This window comes from Novipirellula aureliae (assembly GCF_007860185.1).
Taxonomy (GTDB): Bacteria; Planctomycetota; Planctomycetia; order Pirellulales; family Pirellulaceae; genus Novipirellula_A; species Novipirellula_A aureliae.
Window position 1 is genome coordinate 421188 of the sequence record NZ_SJPY01000002.1, and the last position, 18323, is coordinate 439510.

Annotated in this window: 12 protein-coding genes; 7 read left to right on the forward strand and 5 right to left on the reverse strand. The window is 52.1% G+C overall.

Annotated elements, in window-relative coordinates; translation table 11 throughout:
* Nucleotides 1-88: 88 nt before the first annotated feature.
* The gene (gene pheA, locus Q31b_RS07435; protein ID WP_146599050.1) at nucleotides 89-1150 is read right to left on the reverse strand and encodes a prephenate dehydratase; all 1062 of its coding nucleotides are present in this window, start codon (nucleotides 1148-1150) and stop codon (nucleotides 89-91) included.
* 395 nt (nucleotides 1151-1545) lie between these two features.
* Between pheA and dnaK the strand changes: the two genes are divergently transcribed.
* Nucleotides 1546-3483 carry a molecular chaperone DnaK gene (dnaK, locus tag Q31b_RS07440; RefSeq protein ID WP_146599051.1) on the forward strand — a complete coding sequence of 646 codons (1938 nt, stop codon included), beginning with the start codon at nucleotides 1546-1548 and terminating at the stop codon, nucleotides 3481-3483.
* 94 nt (nucleotides 3484-3577) lie between these two features.
* Entirely contained in the window at nucleotides 3578-6226 is a 2649-nt protein-coding gene (gene clpB, locus Q31b_RS07445; protein ID WP_146599052.1) for an ATP-dependent chaperone ClpB, read from the forward strand.
* Nucleotides 6227-6485: 259 nt separating this feature from the next.
* On the opposite strand, the gene Q31b_RS07450 is transcribed toward clpB, so the two are convergent.
* Entirely contained in the window at nucleotides 6486-7568 is a 1083-nt protein-coding gene (locus Q31b_RS07450; protein ID WP_146599053.1) for a fatty acid desaturase family protein, read from the reverse strand.
* Nucleotides 7569-7656: 88 nt separating this feature from the next.
* Between Q31b_RS07450 and Q31b_RS07455 the strand changes: the two genes are divergently transcribed.
* Nucleotides 7657-8913 carry a BaiN/RdsA family NAD(P)/FAD-dependent oxidoreductase gene (locus tag Q31b_RS07455; protein WP_146599054.1) on the forward strand — a complete coding sequence of 419 codons (1257 nt, stop codon included), beginning with the start codon at nucleotides 7657-7659 and terminating at the stop codon, nucleotides 8911-8913.
* A gap of 1 nt (nucleotide 8914) precedes the next feature.
* Here the strand turns inward: Q31b_RS07455 and Q31b_RS07460 are convergent, their stop codons facing one another.
* Nucleotides 8915-11686 (reverse strand): MMPL family transporter, encoded by a 2772-nt coding sequence (locus tag Q31b_RS07460; RefSeq protein ID WP_146599055.1) that lies wholly within the window; start codon nucleotides 11684-11686, stop codon nucleotides 8915-8917.
* Nucleotides 11687-12075: 389 nt separating this feature from the next.
* Between Q31b_RS07460 and Q31b_RS07465 the strand changes: the two genes are divergently transcribed.
* From Q31b_RS07465 to Q31b_RS07475, 3 genes are all read left to right on the forward strand, one after another.
* The gene (locus Q31b_RS07465; protein ID WP_197171116.1) at nucleotides 12076-12921 is read left to right on the forward strand and encodes a glycine/sarcosine N-methyltransferase; all 846 of its coding nucleotides are present in this window, start codon (nucleotides 12076-12078) and stop codon (nucleotides 12919-12921) included.
* A gap of 81 nt (nucleotides 12922-13002) precedes the next feature.
* Nucleotides 13003-13839 carry an SAM-dependent methyltransferase gene (locus tag Q31b_RS07470; protein ID WP_146599056.1) on the forward strand — a complete coding sequence of 279 codons (837 nt, stop codon included), beginning with the start codon at nucleotides 13003-13005 and terminating at the stop codon, nucleotides 13837-13839.
* Nucleotides 13840-13911: 72 nt separating this feature from the next.
* The gene (locus tag Q31b_RS07475) at nucleotides 13912-15819 is read left to right on the forward strand and encodes a BCCT family transporter (protein ID WP_197171118.1); all 1908 of its coding nucleotides are present in this window, start codon (nucleotides 13912-13914) and stop codon (nucleotides 15817-15819) included.
* 236 nt (nucleotides 15820-16055) lie between these two features.
* Here Q31b_RS07475 and Q31b_RS07480 read toward each other — a convergent pair whose 3' ends face one another.
* Nucleotides 16056-17183: a 3-deoxy-7-phosphoheptulonate synthase gene (locus tag Q31b_RS07480; protein WP_390622311.1), complete on the reverse strand. Its 1128-nt coding sequence runs from the start codon at nucleotides 17181-17183 to the stop codon at nucleotides 16056-16058.
* A 207-nt stretch (nucleotides 17184-17390) separates the two neighbouring features.
* Here Q31b_RS07480 and Q31b_RS07485 point away from each other — a divergent pair, with 207 nt between their 5' ends.
* A complete protein-coding gene (locus Q31b_RS07485; RefSeq protein ID WP_146599058.1) occupies nucleotides 17391-17870 on the forward strand; it encodes an NINE protein in 480 nt (159 codons plus the stop codon).
* A 5-nt stretch (nucleotides 17871-17875) separates the two neighbouring features.
* On the opposite strand, the gene Q31b_RS07490 is transcribed toward Q31b_RS07485, so the two are convergent.
* Complete coding sequence (locus tag Q31b_RS07490; protein WP_146599059.1) at nucleotides 17876-18304, reverse strand: thiol-disulfide oxidoreductase DCC family protein; 429 nt, start codon at nucleotides 18302-18304, stop codon at nucleotides 17876-17878.
* Nucleotides 18305-18323: the final 19 nt, after the last annotated feature.

The window sequence follows — 18323 nt, forward strand, 5'->3', positions numbered from 1 at the left end:
AGATTAAAAGGGGGCACCCTAACCGAAGGCGCTTTCCGCTCGGGGGAGGGCAGAGCGACAATCGCTAGCCAATCTCTCAAACGGCTGACTATCGACCACGCGGATACGACCCAAGGATCTCAAGCTGCTGAGTTTGCTTGTACAGTTCTGCGAACGCCGCCGCAACGTTTTTCTCGTCACGGTGTCCTGTCAATTCGATGAAAAAGTGATACTCGTTCGGCGTTTCTGATGACGGAAACGATTCGATCCATGTCAAGTTCAGTTCGTGATGCTTAAAGATAGTCATCACATCGGCCAAGGCGCCCGGTTGATGATTGACTTGGAACAAGAGCGATGTTTTGTCATCACCCGTAGGTGCAGGTAGGTCTTTCCCGAGCACCGCAAAGCGGGTCACATTATTTGGATTGTCTTCGATATTTGCTGCAATCACGTCAAGTTTGTACTGGCGTCCTGCCTCAAGACTGGCAACCGCCGCGATTCCACATTCGCTTGCCGCCAACTCTGCGGCTGCGGTGGTACTGCCGCTCTCCACAATACTTACCGAGGGGAAGTGGATCGACAACCATTGACGGCATTGCGACAACGCTTGCGGTTTACTATGGATTTCGGTGATCGCTTCGCGCGGTGATCGTGAAAGCAAGTTGTGATGAATGGGGAGCACCACTTCGCCACATATCGGTAATTTTTGTCGGACGAACATGCCGAGCGTATCGACGACCCTCCCATCGGTACTATTTTCGATCGGCACCAAACCGGCGGCAACATCGCCCCGGAGGACAGCTTCGAAGACGCCTGCGATCGAGCCAACGGGAGCAAAGTCGGCACCTTCCCCAAAATACTTGAGTGACGCCAAATGACTATAACTGTACTTTGGCCCTAAGAAGGCGACGCGAAGTTCCTGCACGGACGCCAAACAAACGCTTGCGACATGTTGCAGAACCTCTCGGCGAGACGCATCGTCGATCGATGAATTTTGATCATCGTATTTAGAGATAACCCGCTCAATCTGCTTCGCTGCCGACGCAATGCCTCCGCACACGGATTGCGAATCCGCGTTTGACAACATCCATTCGACCATCAGCGCCCGTCGGTCGAGAAGTTTAAGAAGCTGGGCGTCGAGCCGATTGATTTCGTCTTGAGAGGTATGCATGTTGACCTGCTTTATTGAGGGAGACGGCCTGCAACTGTCATATTGACATGCTGCCATCTCGAGGGAATCAGCGATTTTTCCGGACTGCCAAAAAAGCATTTCCGAACGCAAAATAAATTTACTGTGATTGCTTTGAGTATAGGAAAAACTGTGTTTTTCTGCGACTGCCACAAAAAATACGGACTTGACAAGCGATTCGGCACGGGCTTTGCCAATATCCACCTTCGCTGCTAAGAAACTGACGATTCGACACGCCGGTAAGAACTTAGCTGGCATCAAACGAAAGACGAAAACCGAAACGGTTTTGACAAACGTTGCAGGTTAGAACAAACGGATGTTTTATTCTAGCCAGCATTCACAGCGAACGATTCGAAACAGAGATTTGGAGAACCAAAATGGCTCAAGGCGAAAAAATTATCGGGATTGACCTCGGCACGACCAACAGCGTCGTGGCGGTAATGGAAGGCAGTGAGCCTAAGGTTATCCCCAACCCGGAAGGCAACCGTTTGACCCCGAGTGTGGTTGCGTTCACGGACAAAGAAGACACGATCGTCGGCGAACCAGCCCGGCGTCAAGCGGTCACCAACCCGACACGCACCGTTTACTCGGTCAAGCGTTTCATGGGTCGTCGGCACAACGAGGTTGAATCCGAAGAAAAGATGGTTCCCTATGGTGTCACCGGGGCTGCGGATGAGTACGTCAAGATCAAGGTCGGTGATAAAGAGTATTCGCCAGAAGAGATTTCAGCCAAGGTTCTGCGCAAGTTGAAGGAAGCGGCTGAGTCGTACTTGGGCCATAAAGTCAGCAAAGCGGTTATCACCGTCCCGGCATACTTTAACGATGCTCAACGACAAGCGACGAAGAACGCGGGCCAAATCGCGGGCTTGGAAGTCGCTCGGATCATCAACGAACCAACGGCTGCTGCACTCGCTTACGGCCTCGACAAGAAGAAAGACGAGAAGATCATCGTCTTTGACCTTGGTGGTGGTACGTTCGACGTTTCGGTATTGGAAGTTGCCGACAGCGGGGATGAAGATCAGGAAAGTCGAGTGTTCCAAGTTATCAGTACCGCAGGGAACACACACCTCGGTGGTGACGACTTTGACGAAGCTCTGATTCATTATGTCGCAAGCGATTTCAAGAAGGAAAGTGGAATCGATCTTCGAAACGACGCAATGGCGTTACAGCGATTGCAGGAAGCTTGCGAAAAGGCCAAGAAAGAACTCAGTACCCTGCCTGAAACCGACATCAATTTGCCGTTTATCACGATGGATCAATCAGGTCCGAAGCACCTGACGATGAAAATCACCCGAAGCAAATTCGAAGAGTTGATCGATTCGCTCGTCGAAAAGGTCCGTGAACCTGTGTTGCAAGCGTTGAAGGACGCAGGAATGAAGCCTAGCGACATCGATGAGGTCGTCTTGGTTGGTGGTAGCACGCGGGTCCCCAAGGTTCGCGAAACGGTCAAGGCAATTTTCGGCGGCAAAGAACCTCATCAAGGGGTCAACCCCGATGAAGTGGTTGCCATCGGTGCTGCGATTCAAGGTAGCGTTTTGGCGGGTGAACGAACCGACGTTCTCCTGCTCGACGTAGCGCCACTGACCTTGGGAATTGAAACCGAAGGCGGCGTGATGACTTCCCTTGTCGAACGCAACACGACGATCCCCGTCGAAAAGAAGAATGTCTTCAGTACGGCTGCCGATAACCAATCGGCGGTAACGGTGCGAGTCTTCCAAGGCGAACGCAAAATAGCCGCACACAACCGGTTGCTGGGCGAATTCAATCTCGAGGGCATTCCACCGCAGCCACGAGGCGTCCCGCAAATCGAAGTCAAGTTCGACATCGACCAAAACGGTATCCTCAGCGTTTCGGCCAAGGAACTCAAAACGGGGAAAGAAGCTTCGGTAACGATCAAGGAAGCGGGTGGTTTGAGCGAGGACGAGATCGAACAAATGCGGAAAGACGCTGAAGTCAATGCGGATGAAGATAAACGTCAATTCGAACTGGTCGAAGCTCGCAACAAGGCCAGCCAACAGGTTTATCAACTCGAAAAGTTGATGACGGATAACAAGGACAAGCTTTCCGATTCGGATACCGAGCCGATGAACAAGGCGATTGAAAAGGTCAAAACGGCTGCCGAGGGAGAAGATGTTGCTGCGATCAAGCAAGCGACGGACGAGCTCGATGCCGCCTCTCAGGCCTTTAGCAAGGTACTTTACGAAAAGACCGAGGCAGCCGGAGATAGCACAGCCGGTGGTGGAGCGTCCGAAGCAGCCGCCGCCGCCAGCCAAGATGACGACGCAATCGACGCCGATTTCGAAGTCAAAGACTAACGCCTGAGCAAACGGTTGTCAGTCATCAAGTCCTGCGGCGTCGTCGCAGGACTTTTTTGTTGGAATCCAGGCACATCACAATAGGAACCTTATCATGGCATTTCGATTTGACAAATTAACGACAAAGGCTCAATCGCTCGTTGCCGAATCGCAGGCTCGAGCCGCCTCGGCTGGGAATCCAGAGATCACTCCGCTGCAATTACTTGCCGCCATGTTGGACGAATCTGATGGAATCACTCGCCCGCTGATGAAGAAGATGAACGCGGACGCGGAAGAGCTAAAAGCACTCGTCGACAGTGAGCTAAAGAAATTGCCGTCGGTCTCAGGAGGACGCCAGCCGCAAATTGCACCTACACTTCAAAAGACCTTCGATGCAGCGGCTGACGCGGCAGAACAGCTAAAGGATGAATTCGTTAGCACCGAGCATTTGCTCCTGGGACTTGCCCGCGCCGAAAGCAAAGCGAAGAACCTGCTCAAACTGGTTGGAATCGACGACGGTGACGTACTCAAAGCGATGAGCGAAGTTCGCGGATCGGCTCGTGTGACCGATCAAAACGCCGAAGACACGTATCAAGCTTTGGAAAAGTATGGCATCGATTTGACCCAGCTTGCTGAGCAGGGCAAACTTGATCCGGTCATCGGTCGTGACAACGAAATCCGTCGGGTGATCCAAGTTTTGTCGAGGAGAACCAAAAACAACCCTGTCTTGATCGGGCAACCTGGCGTTGGAAAAACGGCGATCGCCGAAGGGTTGGCATTGCGGATTTTCGAAGGCGATGTGCCGCAAAGTCTCAAGAACAAACGAGTCGTCTCGCTCGACATGGGGGCTCTCGTTGCCGGTGCTAAGTTCCGAGGTGATTTCGAAGAACGACTGAAGGCCGTTTTGCGTGAAGTCAAAGATTCAGGTGGTCGCGTCGTATTGTTTATCGATGAGCTGCACCTTGTCGTCGGGGCCGGAAAAGCAGAGGGTAGCGCCGATGCAGCGAACCTGCTGAAACCCGAATTGGCTCGTGGTTCGCTTCGCTGTATCGGAGCGACGACACTCGACGAGTATCGGCAAAACATTGAAAAAGATGCGGCGCTCGAACGACGGTTCCAACCTGTCTATGTCGGCGAACCCAATGTGGAAGACACGATCGCAATACTGCGTGGACTAAAGTCTCGCTACGAATCGCATCACGGAGTGCGCATTACCGATAGCGCTATCGTCGCGGCAGCCACGCTGTCGAATCGCTATATCGCTGACCGCTTCTTGCCCGACAAGGCAATCGATTTGATCGATGAAGCGGCTAGCCGATTGGCAATGGAAAAGGAAAGTGTTCCTGAGCCAATCGACCGCTTACAACGCAGACTACGGCAATTGGAATTGGCTCATCGCCAACTCGTTGATGAACAAGAAGAATCGGCAGTCGAAAAGCGAGAAGAGATTGAAACCGAAATGGATTCGATCAATCAAGAACTCGCTAGTCTGCGTGAACAATGGGAAGCGGAAAAGCTTGGACTCGATGACGTACAATCCGTTCGCAAAGAAATCGAGCAATTGGAACACCGCTTCGCAACGCTCGACACGGAAGCGAAACAGAAACAGCTCCGTGGCGAAAGCCCCGAGGATGTCTATCGAGAAATGCTTGATGTGCGCAGCCAATTGACGAAGTTGCAAGAGCGTTTGGATGACGTCGAACAACGTGAAGCAGCCAGCAAACGGGACGAAGACGACAAGCACGAAGAAAAGCGGCGACTGCTAAGGCATGACGTTACCGAAGACGAAATCGCGGAGGTCGTCAGCTCGTGGACCGGGGTTCCACTGAGCCGGATGTTGGAAACTGAGCGTGCCAAATTGTTGGTGATGGAGGAGCGATTGCACCTGCGGGTGATTGGCCAAGACGAAGCGGTCACCGCCGTTTCTAACGCGGTCCGCCGTAGCCGCAGTGGTCTTCAAGATCCGCAGCGTCCGATTGGTTCGTTCTTGTTTCTCGGACCAACGGGCGTTGGAAAAACCGAACTCTGCAAGGCCTTGGCGGAAGTGATGTTCGACGACGAACATGCGATGCTAAGAATCGACATGAGCGAGTTTATGGAACGGCATAGTGTCGCTCGGCTAATCGGTGCCCCTCCTGGATATGTCGGTTACGAAGAAGGTGGCAAGTTGACCGAAGCGGTGCGGAGACGCCCCTATTCCGTGCTGTTACTCGATGAGATAGAGAAAGCGCATTCGGACGTTTTCAATATTTTGTTGCAGGTGCTCGACGATGGACGATTGACTGACGGACATGGACGAACCGTCGACTTTACCAATACAGTCATCGTCATGACCAGTAACGCGGGCAGCCAAGCGATTCAGCGGGTCACTGAAGAGGGCGGTAGCGAAGACGAGATGCGTGAAGCCGTTCAAGAGTCACTCAAGGCAAGGTTCTTGCCTGAGTTTTTGAACCGCATTGACGACATTGTTATCTTCCATCCGCTCAACCGGAAAGAGATTCGGCAAATTGTGATGATCCAGTTGCAAACATTATCCACTCGGTTGCAACAAAATGGCTTGCGACTGGATGTGACCGATCGAGCCGTGGATGAGATTGCCTCGGTTGGCTACGACCCGACGTATGGGGCAAGGCCGCTCAAACGAGTGATACAGAGCGAAATTCAAAATCCGTTGGCTGCTTCACTATTGAAAAATTCATATAGTGAAGGCACGTCGGTCGAAGTCGACTACGACGGAAACGAATTTACGTTTGCAGGCCGCTAAGGTTACCTTCAGTAGCCGAGTCTCTCCGAGACACGTGATTCACCCGTGGCATAGGCTTCCAGCCTGTGATGACCCGAGTTCAAATTCAAGTAACCGTTCATGACTGAAGGCCGTGAACGATTACGAATTCGATAGTCAACTCGTGCTCGGACATAGAAAGCACGGTGAGCGGTCGCGATGTCGTGGAAGGCTCCGTCGTTCTCAGTCCAACCATGTTTTTTGATTTTATGGTTTCGTGGTTTCGTGGTTGCAGCGCCGTTTACAGCTCCGACCTCTCTGCTACGCTACCCGATGACCGTCTCCAAAGCGAGACAATCTCGCTCGTCAAGCTTTTGGCGATCGTTTGATGATAGATCGAGTCGGGCGGAAGTCCTGCGACCAAACGCCGATGCGCTTTGCCTAGATTGTGGTAAGGTAATCGCGGGAATAGATGGTGCAGGGCATGATAGCGGGTTCCGATTGGTCCCCAGAGCTCGGTGATCCAGGGACGGTATGGATAATTGAGGGTATCGAGAAACTGTTCCTCGAACGACATCTCACCCCCTTCATTCGTCCATCGGTGAGCCCCTAAAGTGCGCAGTTCGTTTAGGATCAACAGTCCTACCGCGACGGCATAGGCAATCAACCAAATCGGATCGAGCGACTCGCCGCGCATAATGCCGCCACGGACGAAAAACCACAATAACCATACAAAGCAAAAGAACTCTTGGATCACAACGGTTCGCATCAACTTAGGTGAACGATCCGTTCGCTCATAGAACGGATCGACCAGCATGGTGGACGCGTGGCGGTGAACCCAATGGCGAGCGCCGGGAAGGAACCAGCAGATCGGGCTAATAATCAGAAACCGAGCGACGGCCAAAAAGGGGATCAACAATGCTTGGACAATGAATCCCACGATCAACCAGGGACTACGATGACTTAGCGATAGGTACTCACCGTCATGCTCCGTCCCGTAATGTTTTCGTCGATGATGGTCCACATGAGGATAATACAAAAACGACGGAACAAGAAAGAAGATCCCACAAAGGGCGTTCCACACAAACCGAAACCCGAGGTACTTTCCCTTCGGCAAATGCACCAGTTCATGAATGAACATTAGCGCCCGCATGTACGCAGTGACCGTAATGACATAGCATAGGGAAACGGCAAGTATCATCCCCGTAGAAGTAGCATACCACTTTGGCAAATAGTACATCAAATGAAATGTAATGTGGCCGATGATGATAGAGACAAGAAAGTCGGACCAGTAGATCCACGGGTTAGGCTGATTCAAATCGCCGATCAATGTGCGGGCTTCACGAAAGCCGAAAGGTTTTGTTGACGCTTGTTGGGTTTCCATATTGAGCATCACTTCGTGTTAGAGTTCTTGACTCACTAAACTTTAACGTCTCCTTTTCGTTTTTCAAGAATCAAATCGCAGGTCCGTTTTGACACAAACACGAATCGTCATCATCGGGGCTGGTGCCGCTGGTTTGATCGCTGCTGCGGAAGCGGCTCAACGGGCAGCAAACGTCGTTCTACTTGAAAAGAACACAAAAACCGGCGTCAAGATTTTGATGTCTGGTGGCACTCGGTGTAACATGACCCACGATACCGATGCCAAGGGAATCTTACCTGGGTATGGTCACGCAAGCCGCTTTCTTCGCCATAGTGTGGGGGCATTTTCACCCCAAGATGTCGTGCATATGTTCAACCGTCTAGGCGTCGCAACAAAAGTCGAATCGACCGGAAAAGTCTTTCCGCAAAGCGACCGTGCGATTCAAGTGCGTGATGCGTTGCAAGCCCAAGCGGTGGAGGCCGGAGTCAAGATCCAGCGAACGCAGCCAGTGATTGGTTTATCGCGCGACGATCATGGTTGGCAAGTCAAAACAGAGCACGAAATCTTCGAAGCGGACCGCGTGATTGTGGCTGCAGGCGGACGTAGCTGGCCTGGCTGCGGTACGACGGGTGACGCCTACCGGTGGCTAGAGACACTTGGGCACACGATCGTCGAAACACGGCCTGCATTGGTGCCACTAACGGGCGGCTACGGTTGGATGAACGAACTATCAGGCGTCACGCTTGAGGATTGCGTCATCACGGCAACGAACCGGACGTCCGATGGTCAAGTGACAACCAAACATAAAATGATACGGCGATCGTCGTGTTTGTTCACCCACTTTGGTTTCTCGGGGCCTGCGGCGATGGATGTTAGCCGCATCGTGACACTCGATGAGCACCGCAAGGATTTAAGGGTGACACTCGATTTGGTTCCGGATCGATCCGCGGAGGAGATTGAATTGCGATTGCTCAACACGGCTGCCAAAAATGGCCGCCGACGCGTTTCCGCGGTCCTATCCGACTGGCTTCCCAATCGTTTGGCATCTTCGATCGCAATGGAAATGTGTAACGACACGACGATTGCCGAACTATCAAAATCAGCTCGGCAGAAAATATTGGTGGGATTGAAATCGCTGGGATTACCGATCCATGGGACGCGCGGTTTCAACAAGGCAGAGGTTACGGCGGGCGGCGTCTCCCTCGACGAAGTGGATCCACGCACGATGGAAAGCCGAATCGCCCAGGGACTCTTCATCGCTGGTGAAGTGTTGGACGTGGACGGATGGATCGGCGGCTATAACTTTCAAGCGGCCTTCAGTACCGGTCGTGCGGCCGGAATCGCCGCAGCCCGTGCTGAAGATTAGGCTATTTCCCCGTCGCTTTGCCGACGAGAGCCATGAAGCTGGGGACGAGAATCGTGCGAACGTAGAACGTGTCGATCAGGACGCCGAGACCGAGGGCGAACCCAAGTTCAACGATTCCACGCAGTGCGACGCCGCTTTCGGATGCAAATCCAAACGTCCGAGCAATCGGCGGGAACCAAACCACGGCGGTCATACTGAAGAAGGTTGCAGCCATGACCAAACCGCATGCTGTGATGATTCCTCCGGTGCGTGAGACGGCACGCCGTAGGGCCGCGATTGCCCCGAGATGCCGCTGTTCTTCCAAGACTCGCGTAACCAAATAAACGTTGTAGTCTTGTCCGACCGCTACCAAGATGACAAACAGGAACAGAGGCAGTTTCCAATCCAAGCCGACATAATCGTTTCCGTACGCGAGCTTGAAAAACCATACCGTCAAACCGAGTGTGGCATAGTAACTAAGGAGGACGGTCAAGATTAAGTACAACGACAAAAAGAAGCGTCGGAGAACCAAAATCAAGATGAGCAGTACCGCAACGACAACCGCTACTTTGATTCTGCGGTTATCGGAAAGGGTGACGCTTCGCAAATCGATGATGGATGGCGTCGTCCCAGCGAGCAAGACTTTTGTGTCGATTCCAGAGGTTTTCCAATTGGAACCTTCGGAATTCAGATGTTGTTTGAGGAACTGTTCTAGCTTTATGACGCGATTAGCGGTCTCGACCGAAAACGGGTCACCATCAAGCATCACGTCGAGCCGCACCAAACGGTTTTCATATTTCGGCACATCACTGAAAAAGTAGCGTTGTGCAACACGGTGGTTCTGTAGGATGCGGCGTCGCGCAGCATCACTACCAAACAGACTCATGTCTCGGCTCGGTGGAAAATCACCGAGTGGGTCGTCGGCGGTTCGGACGGTGGTTACGCCTTCTTGTTGATAGAGCTCGGCAGCCAATTTCCGAACGTCTTTTTTTAAATCCGCTCGAGCGGAATCCTCGGCGCGACAGATAAGGACGGTAACCGGGTTGATCTCTCCGATGTTGAAGTGCTGGGCGAACAAGCGGAGCCCCCGCCGGCTTTCCGCTTGATGGTTGAGTTGGCTGCTAAGATCATAGGTGACCGAACCTTCGTTCTTGAACCCATAGGTGGCAGGCAAGATCAATAGAGCACCGCCGATCAGCATTGCTGTGGCTGGATAGCGAGTCAACAGGATAGCGATCCGTCCCCAAAATCCACTGTGCTCTTGGCTGGCCAATTGGCTACCGGATGGACCGAGCAGCGACCTTGGTTTCCGCTTTTGCTGCTGGACTTTCGACGGCCAGAAAACAGCGGGTCCACACACTCGCAGTAGTGCTGGCGTGAGCGTCGTGCAGACAAGCAAGCCGACGAGTAAACAGATCGCGATAACAGGACCGGTGTAATGAAACTTTCCAAATGCCGCAATCCATAGCATCCCTAGTCCGACCACCGTGGTCATCGCGCTACCGATCAAAGCCCCCAGAACCCCTGAGATCGCTCGGCGGCATGCGGCGGGCCAAGCCGATACCCTTGCCTCTTCTCGCAAACGGGAAATCAGAAATAAGCAGTAGTCCGTTCCGGCGCCAAACAGAATCACAATCACAAAGATGCGACTGGTCGTAAAAACGCGAATATCCAATCCGGGAACAATTCCCTGCATCGACCATCGAGTCAATAACGCCACCAAACTCATCGAGACGACGACCGCAAAACCGATGGAGATCATCGGGATTGCAACCAGTAGCGGTGCTCGGTAAACCGCCGTCAGGATGAATAAGATCATTCCGACGGTGAATAACTCCGTATAGCGAATGGCATCTCGCGCCCCCATCAACGTTTCACCACCGATAGCGGCGGACCCCGTCATTCGCAGCTCCAACCCAGGCTCGGTAAATGGCATGCTGTAACGAGTCACCTGATCGATCAACTCGTTCACCGCATCGATTGTTTTGATGTTGCCGGTGGCGGCTAATTCACTGGAAAGTTTGAGGACGGCTAAACGAACACCATCTTTTCGTAACCGCGGTCCGACGACAGGATCTTCCCAAGCCAAAACGTCCAGCAAACTATCCCAACCACTTAGATCTCGCTCGGTGATAGGAATGACTTGCGACGGCAAATCGGGAATCAAGAGGAGCGCAGCCTCGTAATCCCCCTCCACCATCTCGTCTTCTCCCCCCCACGCCTCGAGCAGTCGTCCACGGTCCCAGTAGGCGATTGCCATGCGTGGTTCGGTGTGCGTCGACTTCACATCGGGCAATTGCTCAGCTACCCGCTCATAGAACCGCTGATCCAACCGAATCGATTGGTCCAGCGCTTCGCGCGATAAAGTTATCCACGAAGCCCATGCCGCATTGGGCGTATCCTCAGGATTGCCGCTGGTGTATCCATGTTCCAATCCTCGCCGCCAACTGACGACACCAAGCCGGTGGTAAAGTCGGCGAAGCAGATCAAGGCCGACAATGTCGTCCGTTTTCAACAACTCGACCTTTGAACTCCGACTTGCTTTCTCGCGTCCGAGAACCAAGACGATTTGACTTCGACTTTGGATACCCGGAAAAGCGTCATCTAAAAGTCGGTCCCCTTGAACACTCGTCATTTCCGACGGCAGATACTCAAAGTCCCCATCGTAAGCAATGTCATTCCAAGAGGGTGCTGCGGTGCGAAGCACGATCGCCAACACGACCCAAACGGATAAAATCCACCAAGAACGCCGCGTCACAAACTCTGCAAAGCGATACGAAAGTGGTCGGTTCATGAAGCAGAAAAACGGCAAAGTTTTGAAGCAAGGAAAGAAGCGATAAGTACGCTCATTCAAATGGCTTAGAGTTCAGCGATAACATACCGTGTAATCGCTAAGATGTCGACAAGCCACGATCGCCTAAGGCATTGCCGATAGCCAGCGACTGGTTCCCCATCAGAAGCAAGCAATGAACATCACCTTTTTTTGCTCAAAAATTGGGAACCCAGGTAAATTAGCAATTATAGAATCTTTCTATGCTGGCCAAAGACGTATTTTCGCAAATGCCATGCCATCTAGAAGAGAGGATTGCCGACGGTTTTCAATCCTGCGTAAGCCGTTAAGCTTTGTTTTCTAACAACCTAAAAAGTTTGGAACACGCTACTCCATTCCACCCAAGGAAGCCCATGCAACGTGAAAACAACTCAACCGTTCAACACACTCGAATGTCTCCCGAAAGACAAGGTTTCGGTGCCAATCCCGTCAAACAGCGTGAAACCGGAAACTATGCACAAGAGTATATCAAAGGATTTGTGGACAAGTGGGATGAGTTGATCGATTGGGATAGTCGCGCGGACGCGGAAGGCGACTTTTTCATCCAATCGCTCCGGCAACATGGCGTCAAGAATGTGCTCGATGTCGCGACGGGAACCGGTTTTCATAGCGTTCGACTTCTCGAGGCTGGGTTTGACGTCGTTAGTGCCGATGGCAGCCCTGAAATGCTAGTCAAAGCTTTTGAAAACGGGCGCAAACGGGGGCACATTCTTAGGACCGTGCAAGCGGATTGGCGTTGGCTCAATCGCGACGTGCATGGCGAATATGATGCAATTATCTGTCTCGGCAATTCCTTCACTCATATGTTCGAAGAACGAGACCGCCGAAAAGCGCTCGCGGAATACTATGCGATGCTGAAGCATGATGGCATCTTGGTGCTCGACCAACGGAACTACGATAACATTCTCGACAACGGCTTTTCAACGAAACACACCTACTACTACTGCGGCGACAACGTTCGCGCCGAGCCAGAGCATATCGATGACGGGTTGGCAAGGTTCCGCTACGACTTCCCCGACGACTCTTCCTACCATTTGAATATGTTTCCACTACGCAAAGAGTACATGCGTCGCTTGCTGCGAGAGGTCGGTTTTCAAAACATTGAAACCTTTGGCGACTTTCAGGAAACCTATCACGATGAAGAACCGGACTTCTTTATTCATGTGGCTGAAAAATCCTACGATTCAATAAGCAGTTAAACCGCGTGCCCAACAGGCCTCGCGTCATCCACATGCTTGGTCAAACGACCCTTTTTAATCCACCAAACGTTGACACCCTCCATGCAAAACTATTCCACCGCTGTTGAGACGGCACGGGACTACTACAACAGCGAAGATGCCGACAATTTCTACTCCTTGATTTGGGGTGGCGAAGACATTCATATCGGTTGGTACAAATCCGAATGCGAAGCGATTGAAGTCGCCAGCCGGCGGACGGTCCATCAGATGGCCAATCGAATCGACCATCGAATTGACAAGAACTCGCGAGTCGTGGATCTCGGTTCCGGCTACGGCGGAGCGGCGCGTTATTTGGCGAAAACATACGGTTGCCATGTTACCGCGTTGAACTTGAGCGAAACCGAAAACGCACGAAATCGCTCGCTCAACTCAGAACAATCGCTCGACCATTTGATCGATGTCGTCGACGGCAGCTTCGAGGACATCCCGCTTGGTGACAACTCGTACGATGCCGTTTGGAGCCAAGATGCTATTCTTCATAGCGGGAACCGGACCAAAGTCATTCAAGAGGTCTCGCGAGTCCTCAAGTCATCAGGGGATTTCGTTTTTACGGATCCGATGCAAGCCGTTGACTGTCCTGATGGGGTGCTAGATGACATCCTCAGCCGAATCCATTTGTCGACACTTGCTTCACCCGATTTCTATAAGGCTGAGTGCGATGCCGTTGGGCTCAAGTTTGTCGAATTTGACGAAGCCACCGAGCATCTGATACGCCATTACGAACGAGTCCTTCAAGAGACCGAACTTCGAGAGGAAGAAATACGCGACTCCATCTCAGTGGACTACCTGCGGCGGATGAAGACAGGTCTCGGCTATTGGGTCGAAGGTGGCAAACAGGGGCATTTGGCGTGGGGGATCTTCCATTTCTCTAAAACGTAAATCGGCGAGATCGCGAAAGCAACAGGACCAACAATTGCCGTGAAACCCCCCATCCCATACCGAATGTCCCAAATGACGATTCGACGACGCATTTTCGGTGTCGAAATCGAAGCTCACCCCGTCGTGTTTCCTGCTTCGGCGATTTTAGTGATTGCATTCGTCGCCATTGCTGCGTCTGCGCCTCGGCGAGCACTCATGTTTTTCGATTACCTGCAATCGACGATCACTCATTATTTTGGCTGGTTGTACTTGGCGTCGATGACCGGATTCTTGCTGTTCGCATTGTATCTCTGCTTTAGCCGCTACGGAGATATCAAGCTGGGCCGGGACGAGGACAAGCCCGAGTTCTCGACCGTGACTTGGTTCGCGATGTTGTTTAGCGCAGGGATGGGGATCGGGATGCTGTTCTTTGGTGTTGCCGAGCCGATGTTCCACTTTCTGGCTCCACCGAATACTCGTGGAACATTTATTACCAGCAGCGAAAGTCTACAAGCAGCACGCAGTGCGATGGGGATGACGTTTTTCCATTGGTGCTTGCACCCCTGGGCACTCTATTCGATTGTCGGTGCGTCAATCGCTTTTTTCGGGTTCCGGCGTGGACTACCGCTCAGTTTTCGCTCCTTGTTCGAGCCGCTACTCGGTGACCGGATCCATGGTCGAATTGGCGACAGTATCGATGTTTTGGCGGTCGTTGCGACGCTGTTTGGTTTGGCGACTTCGCTTGGATTTGGGGCAAAGCAGGTCAATGCCGGATTGGCCTACGTGTTCGGTCTGCCGCAAACCACGGGCACTCAAATCGTATTGATCATTTGCATTACGGGGTTAGCCGTTGCCTCACTATTGTCCGGTTTGCATGTCGGAGTTCGCCGGCTCAGTGAAATCAACATGATGTTGGCGGGATTGCTGCTATTGTTTCTCTTTGTTGCAGGCCCAACCGTTTATTTGCTGGGGGCACTCGTCGAGAATGTCGGTGCCTATGCCGAACGTTTGCCGCACGCCTCGTTTTGGACCGCCAGTTACTCCGACTCCTCTCGGTCACAGTGGCTTGGCAATTGGACATTGTTCTATTGGGGTTGGTGGATATCGTGGTCGCCTTTTGTCGGGATGTTTATCGCGAGAGTCTCGAAGGGTCGGACACTCCGCGAGTTTATCTCTGGTGTGCTACTCGTTCCATCAACCGTCGCGATGGTTTGGTTAACCGGTTTTGGCAATACAGCAATCCACCAAGAAATCTACAAGGAATTGCATGCCGAAGCGCCGCAGGTCAGTGGCTACTACGACTACACCCCCCAATCATACCGAGTGATGGACTTGGATGCCGAGTCAGGCTTACCGCAGTCGGAAACGGGCGATTGGTTGGTCGGGCCGACCGCGAAAGGCATTGCCAATCCTCAAGGCGTGCTGATGCAACAGACTGATGATGGACTGATAACAAAGTCAGGAAACGCCGTCCGCTATCACCGTGGCATTTTGGTTCACGAAAACGGGACAATCCCCTACTATCCAAGCACAGAGGAACATTTCGATGGGAGATATAAGGCCAAGGACGCATCGCTATCGCTTAGCGGCTATCTATCCGAACCCGTCTTAACCGGTTCGGAGAAAGCTCAAGTCGACACCACATCGACGGCCATGTTTGTGATGCTAAGGGCCTACCCTTTGCCGACCGTCACAGCACTGATAGGGACGTTGTGCGTGGTTTTGTTTTTCGTCACGTCCTCCGATTCCGCGTCGCTTGTCGCTGACATGATCGCGTCAGGCGGCAATCAAAACCCCTCCAAAGGCACACGTTTGTTTTGGGGAATATTGGAGGGGGTCTTAGCATCGGTCCTGTTGGTTGCGGGCGGCTTGAAGGCACTCCAAACGGCCGCAATCGCGATCGGTCTGCCTTTTTGCATCCTGATCATTCTGATGTGCGTGAGTCTTATGAAAGCCCTTCGCGAGGAACGAAGACTGTCCGCTGCAACGTCTCGAAAATAGTTAGAATCATCGCTATCAATGATGGATGATTGCGCTATTGTAAATTAGAAACGTCGAGAAACCAAAATCAATGGTGTCGGTTTCTCCGCCCTAGGTTGATAGCTACCTTCGAGCAATTTGAATTTTGATGTGGCTGGGGGGTTTTCAGTTCTGGTTGAAAAGAACGCTGCGGCTGGAAGCCCCAGCCACGCAACACGCGGCCAGCCCACGGCATTCTGCCAAATGCTCTAGCAATGCTAGATAAGCGGTTCACCGGCACTGCGACGGTTGATCACCGAATCATTTAACTCTTGAAGCACGACCACGGTTTCATCCCATCCAATGCAAGCGTCGGTAACACTTTTGCCATGCACCAATTCTTTGCTGTCCAAATCTTGGCGGCCTGCGACAAGATTGCTTTCGACCATCACGCCCATGATTCGGTGATCACCATCACTCACTTGGCTGCAAATATCACGACAAACGTAGTGTTGGCGGGTGTGCTTTTTGCGGCTATTCGCATGGCTGGTGTCGATCATGATTCGAGGCGACAAATTCGCCTTCTCAAGAAGCGCCGAGGCCTCGTCCATACTGGCCGCATCGTAATTGGTATGCGCTCCGCCTCGCAGGATAATATGACAATCTGCGTTCCCCTTGGTCGCAAAAATTGCCGATCGTCCTTCCTTGGTAACGGATAGAAAACGATGTGGGTTTTTGGCACTGCAGATTGCGTCAACCGCGATTTGGACATTACCGCTCGTACCATTCTTAAACCCAACGGGGCACGATAGCCCCGACGCCAACTCGCGGTGACCTTGGCTTTCGGTCGTCCGTGCACCAATCGCTCCCCAACCGACGAGATCGGCAACATATTGAGGACTAATCAAGTCAAGGAACTCGGTACCAGTCGGTAACCCAAGTGAGTTGATGTCTCGCAATAATCCTCGAGCGGTGCGAAGACCACGGTTGATTTCAAAACTACCATCAAGCCCAGGATCATTGATAAGTCCTTTCCAACCCACCGTGGTACGTGGCTTTTCGAAATAGACTCGCATCACGATTAACAATTGATCGCGATATTTTTGCTGTTGTTCGACCAATAACCGAGCGTACTCCATCGCTGCTTCGGGGTCATGGATGGAGCATGGACCGACGACGACCACCAACCGATCGTCCTCCTCTTCCAAAATTCGTTTAATTCCATCGCGAGCGTTGGCAACGATCGCGGCGACTTCCCTTTCAACTGGAAACTCCTTCATCAATTCGTTGGGCGGCATTAACGTCATCATCGCCGCGATCCGCAAATCGTCGGTCGCAGGCATTTGATTGTTGGCCATTTCGTTGTGAGGGGAAGCGGTATCTTCGGGCATCAGTTTTTCAGGCATGTATTTTTGTTTTGATTCGTTTATCCACGAGCAATGCGGGAGCGACATTGACTATCGTTTATGAGTAAAAAATATCAACCGGGGTTCTGCCATTTGAGGAAAATGGACCATGATTTGCAAAGAATGATCCTCATAAAACGAATAGACAAATTGTCATAGCGATCCAACAACCGGAATTTTTCCAATCATCAGCAGGGGCCAGCAACGATGCAATCAACCAGTTTCTCCGATTCAAGCTCTTCGCCATCACAACGAGGGGAAGACTACCTAAATCGCACCGCTAGCGCCTATAACGCTGAAATTTCGCACCCTGCATTGGTGGGATACCTGTTTTGGATTCTCGGATTCGTCGGAGCTCACCGATTTTACTTTGGTAAACCCTTGACTGGAATCCTGTGGTTTTTCACTGGCGGGTTGTTTCTGGTGGGCTGGATTATTGACCTGTTCCTAATTCCCAACATGGCGGACGAGGCGAATGCCCGATACCGAAACGGATCGATCGATTACACCGTCGCCTGGATTTTGCTCACGTTTTTAGGCCTTTTTGGTGTTCACCGACTCTACATGGGAAAAATTGTGACCGGTGTTATTTATTTGTTGACTGGCGGACTACTAGGAATTGGGTTCATATATGACACATGTACACTCAACGAGCAAGTCGAAGAAATTAATCTCCGACGCATGTAACCGCGTCATTGTCCGATGCGACACGACCCGTTGTCGCAGGATTTCCCAGCCAATTGGTAGCGGCGTTTAGCCACCTGGCGATACAGCCATCGCCAAAGACCCGCGGTTCCCGGCGTATGTAACAACGGAGCGACGACCCAAAGCAGCGGCAGCCGACGCGATAGATAACGAACAGCATCCGCTCCACCATGCGGCGTCCCACGACTGTCAATCACGTACATTTGCCGCATCAGATCCACTTTTGATAATTCGGGATACCGCTTGGCGACGCGTTCGTCGTGCAGCGACAGAAAGCTCAAGCGAGGCCCTATTCGATCCAATCGACGTAGATTCTTGACCTGCGAGCGGCAAAAATTGCATTCTCCGTCATAGATAACAACGTCCGAACCGGTCGCCGAATCGGGATCCGGCAGGTCTGCGGAGATGGAAGGCATACAGTAATTTCTTTTTGTT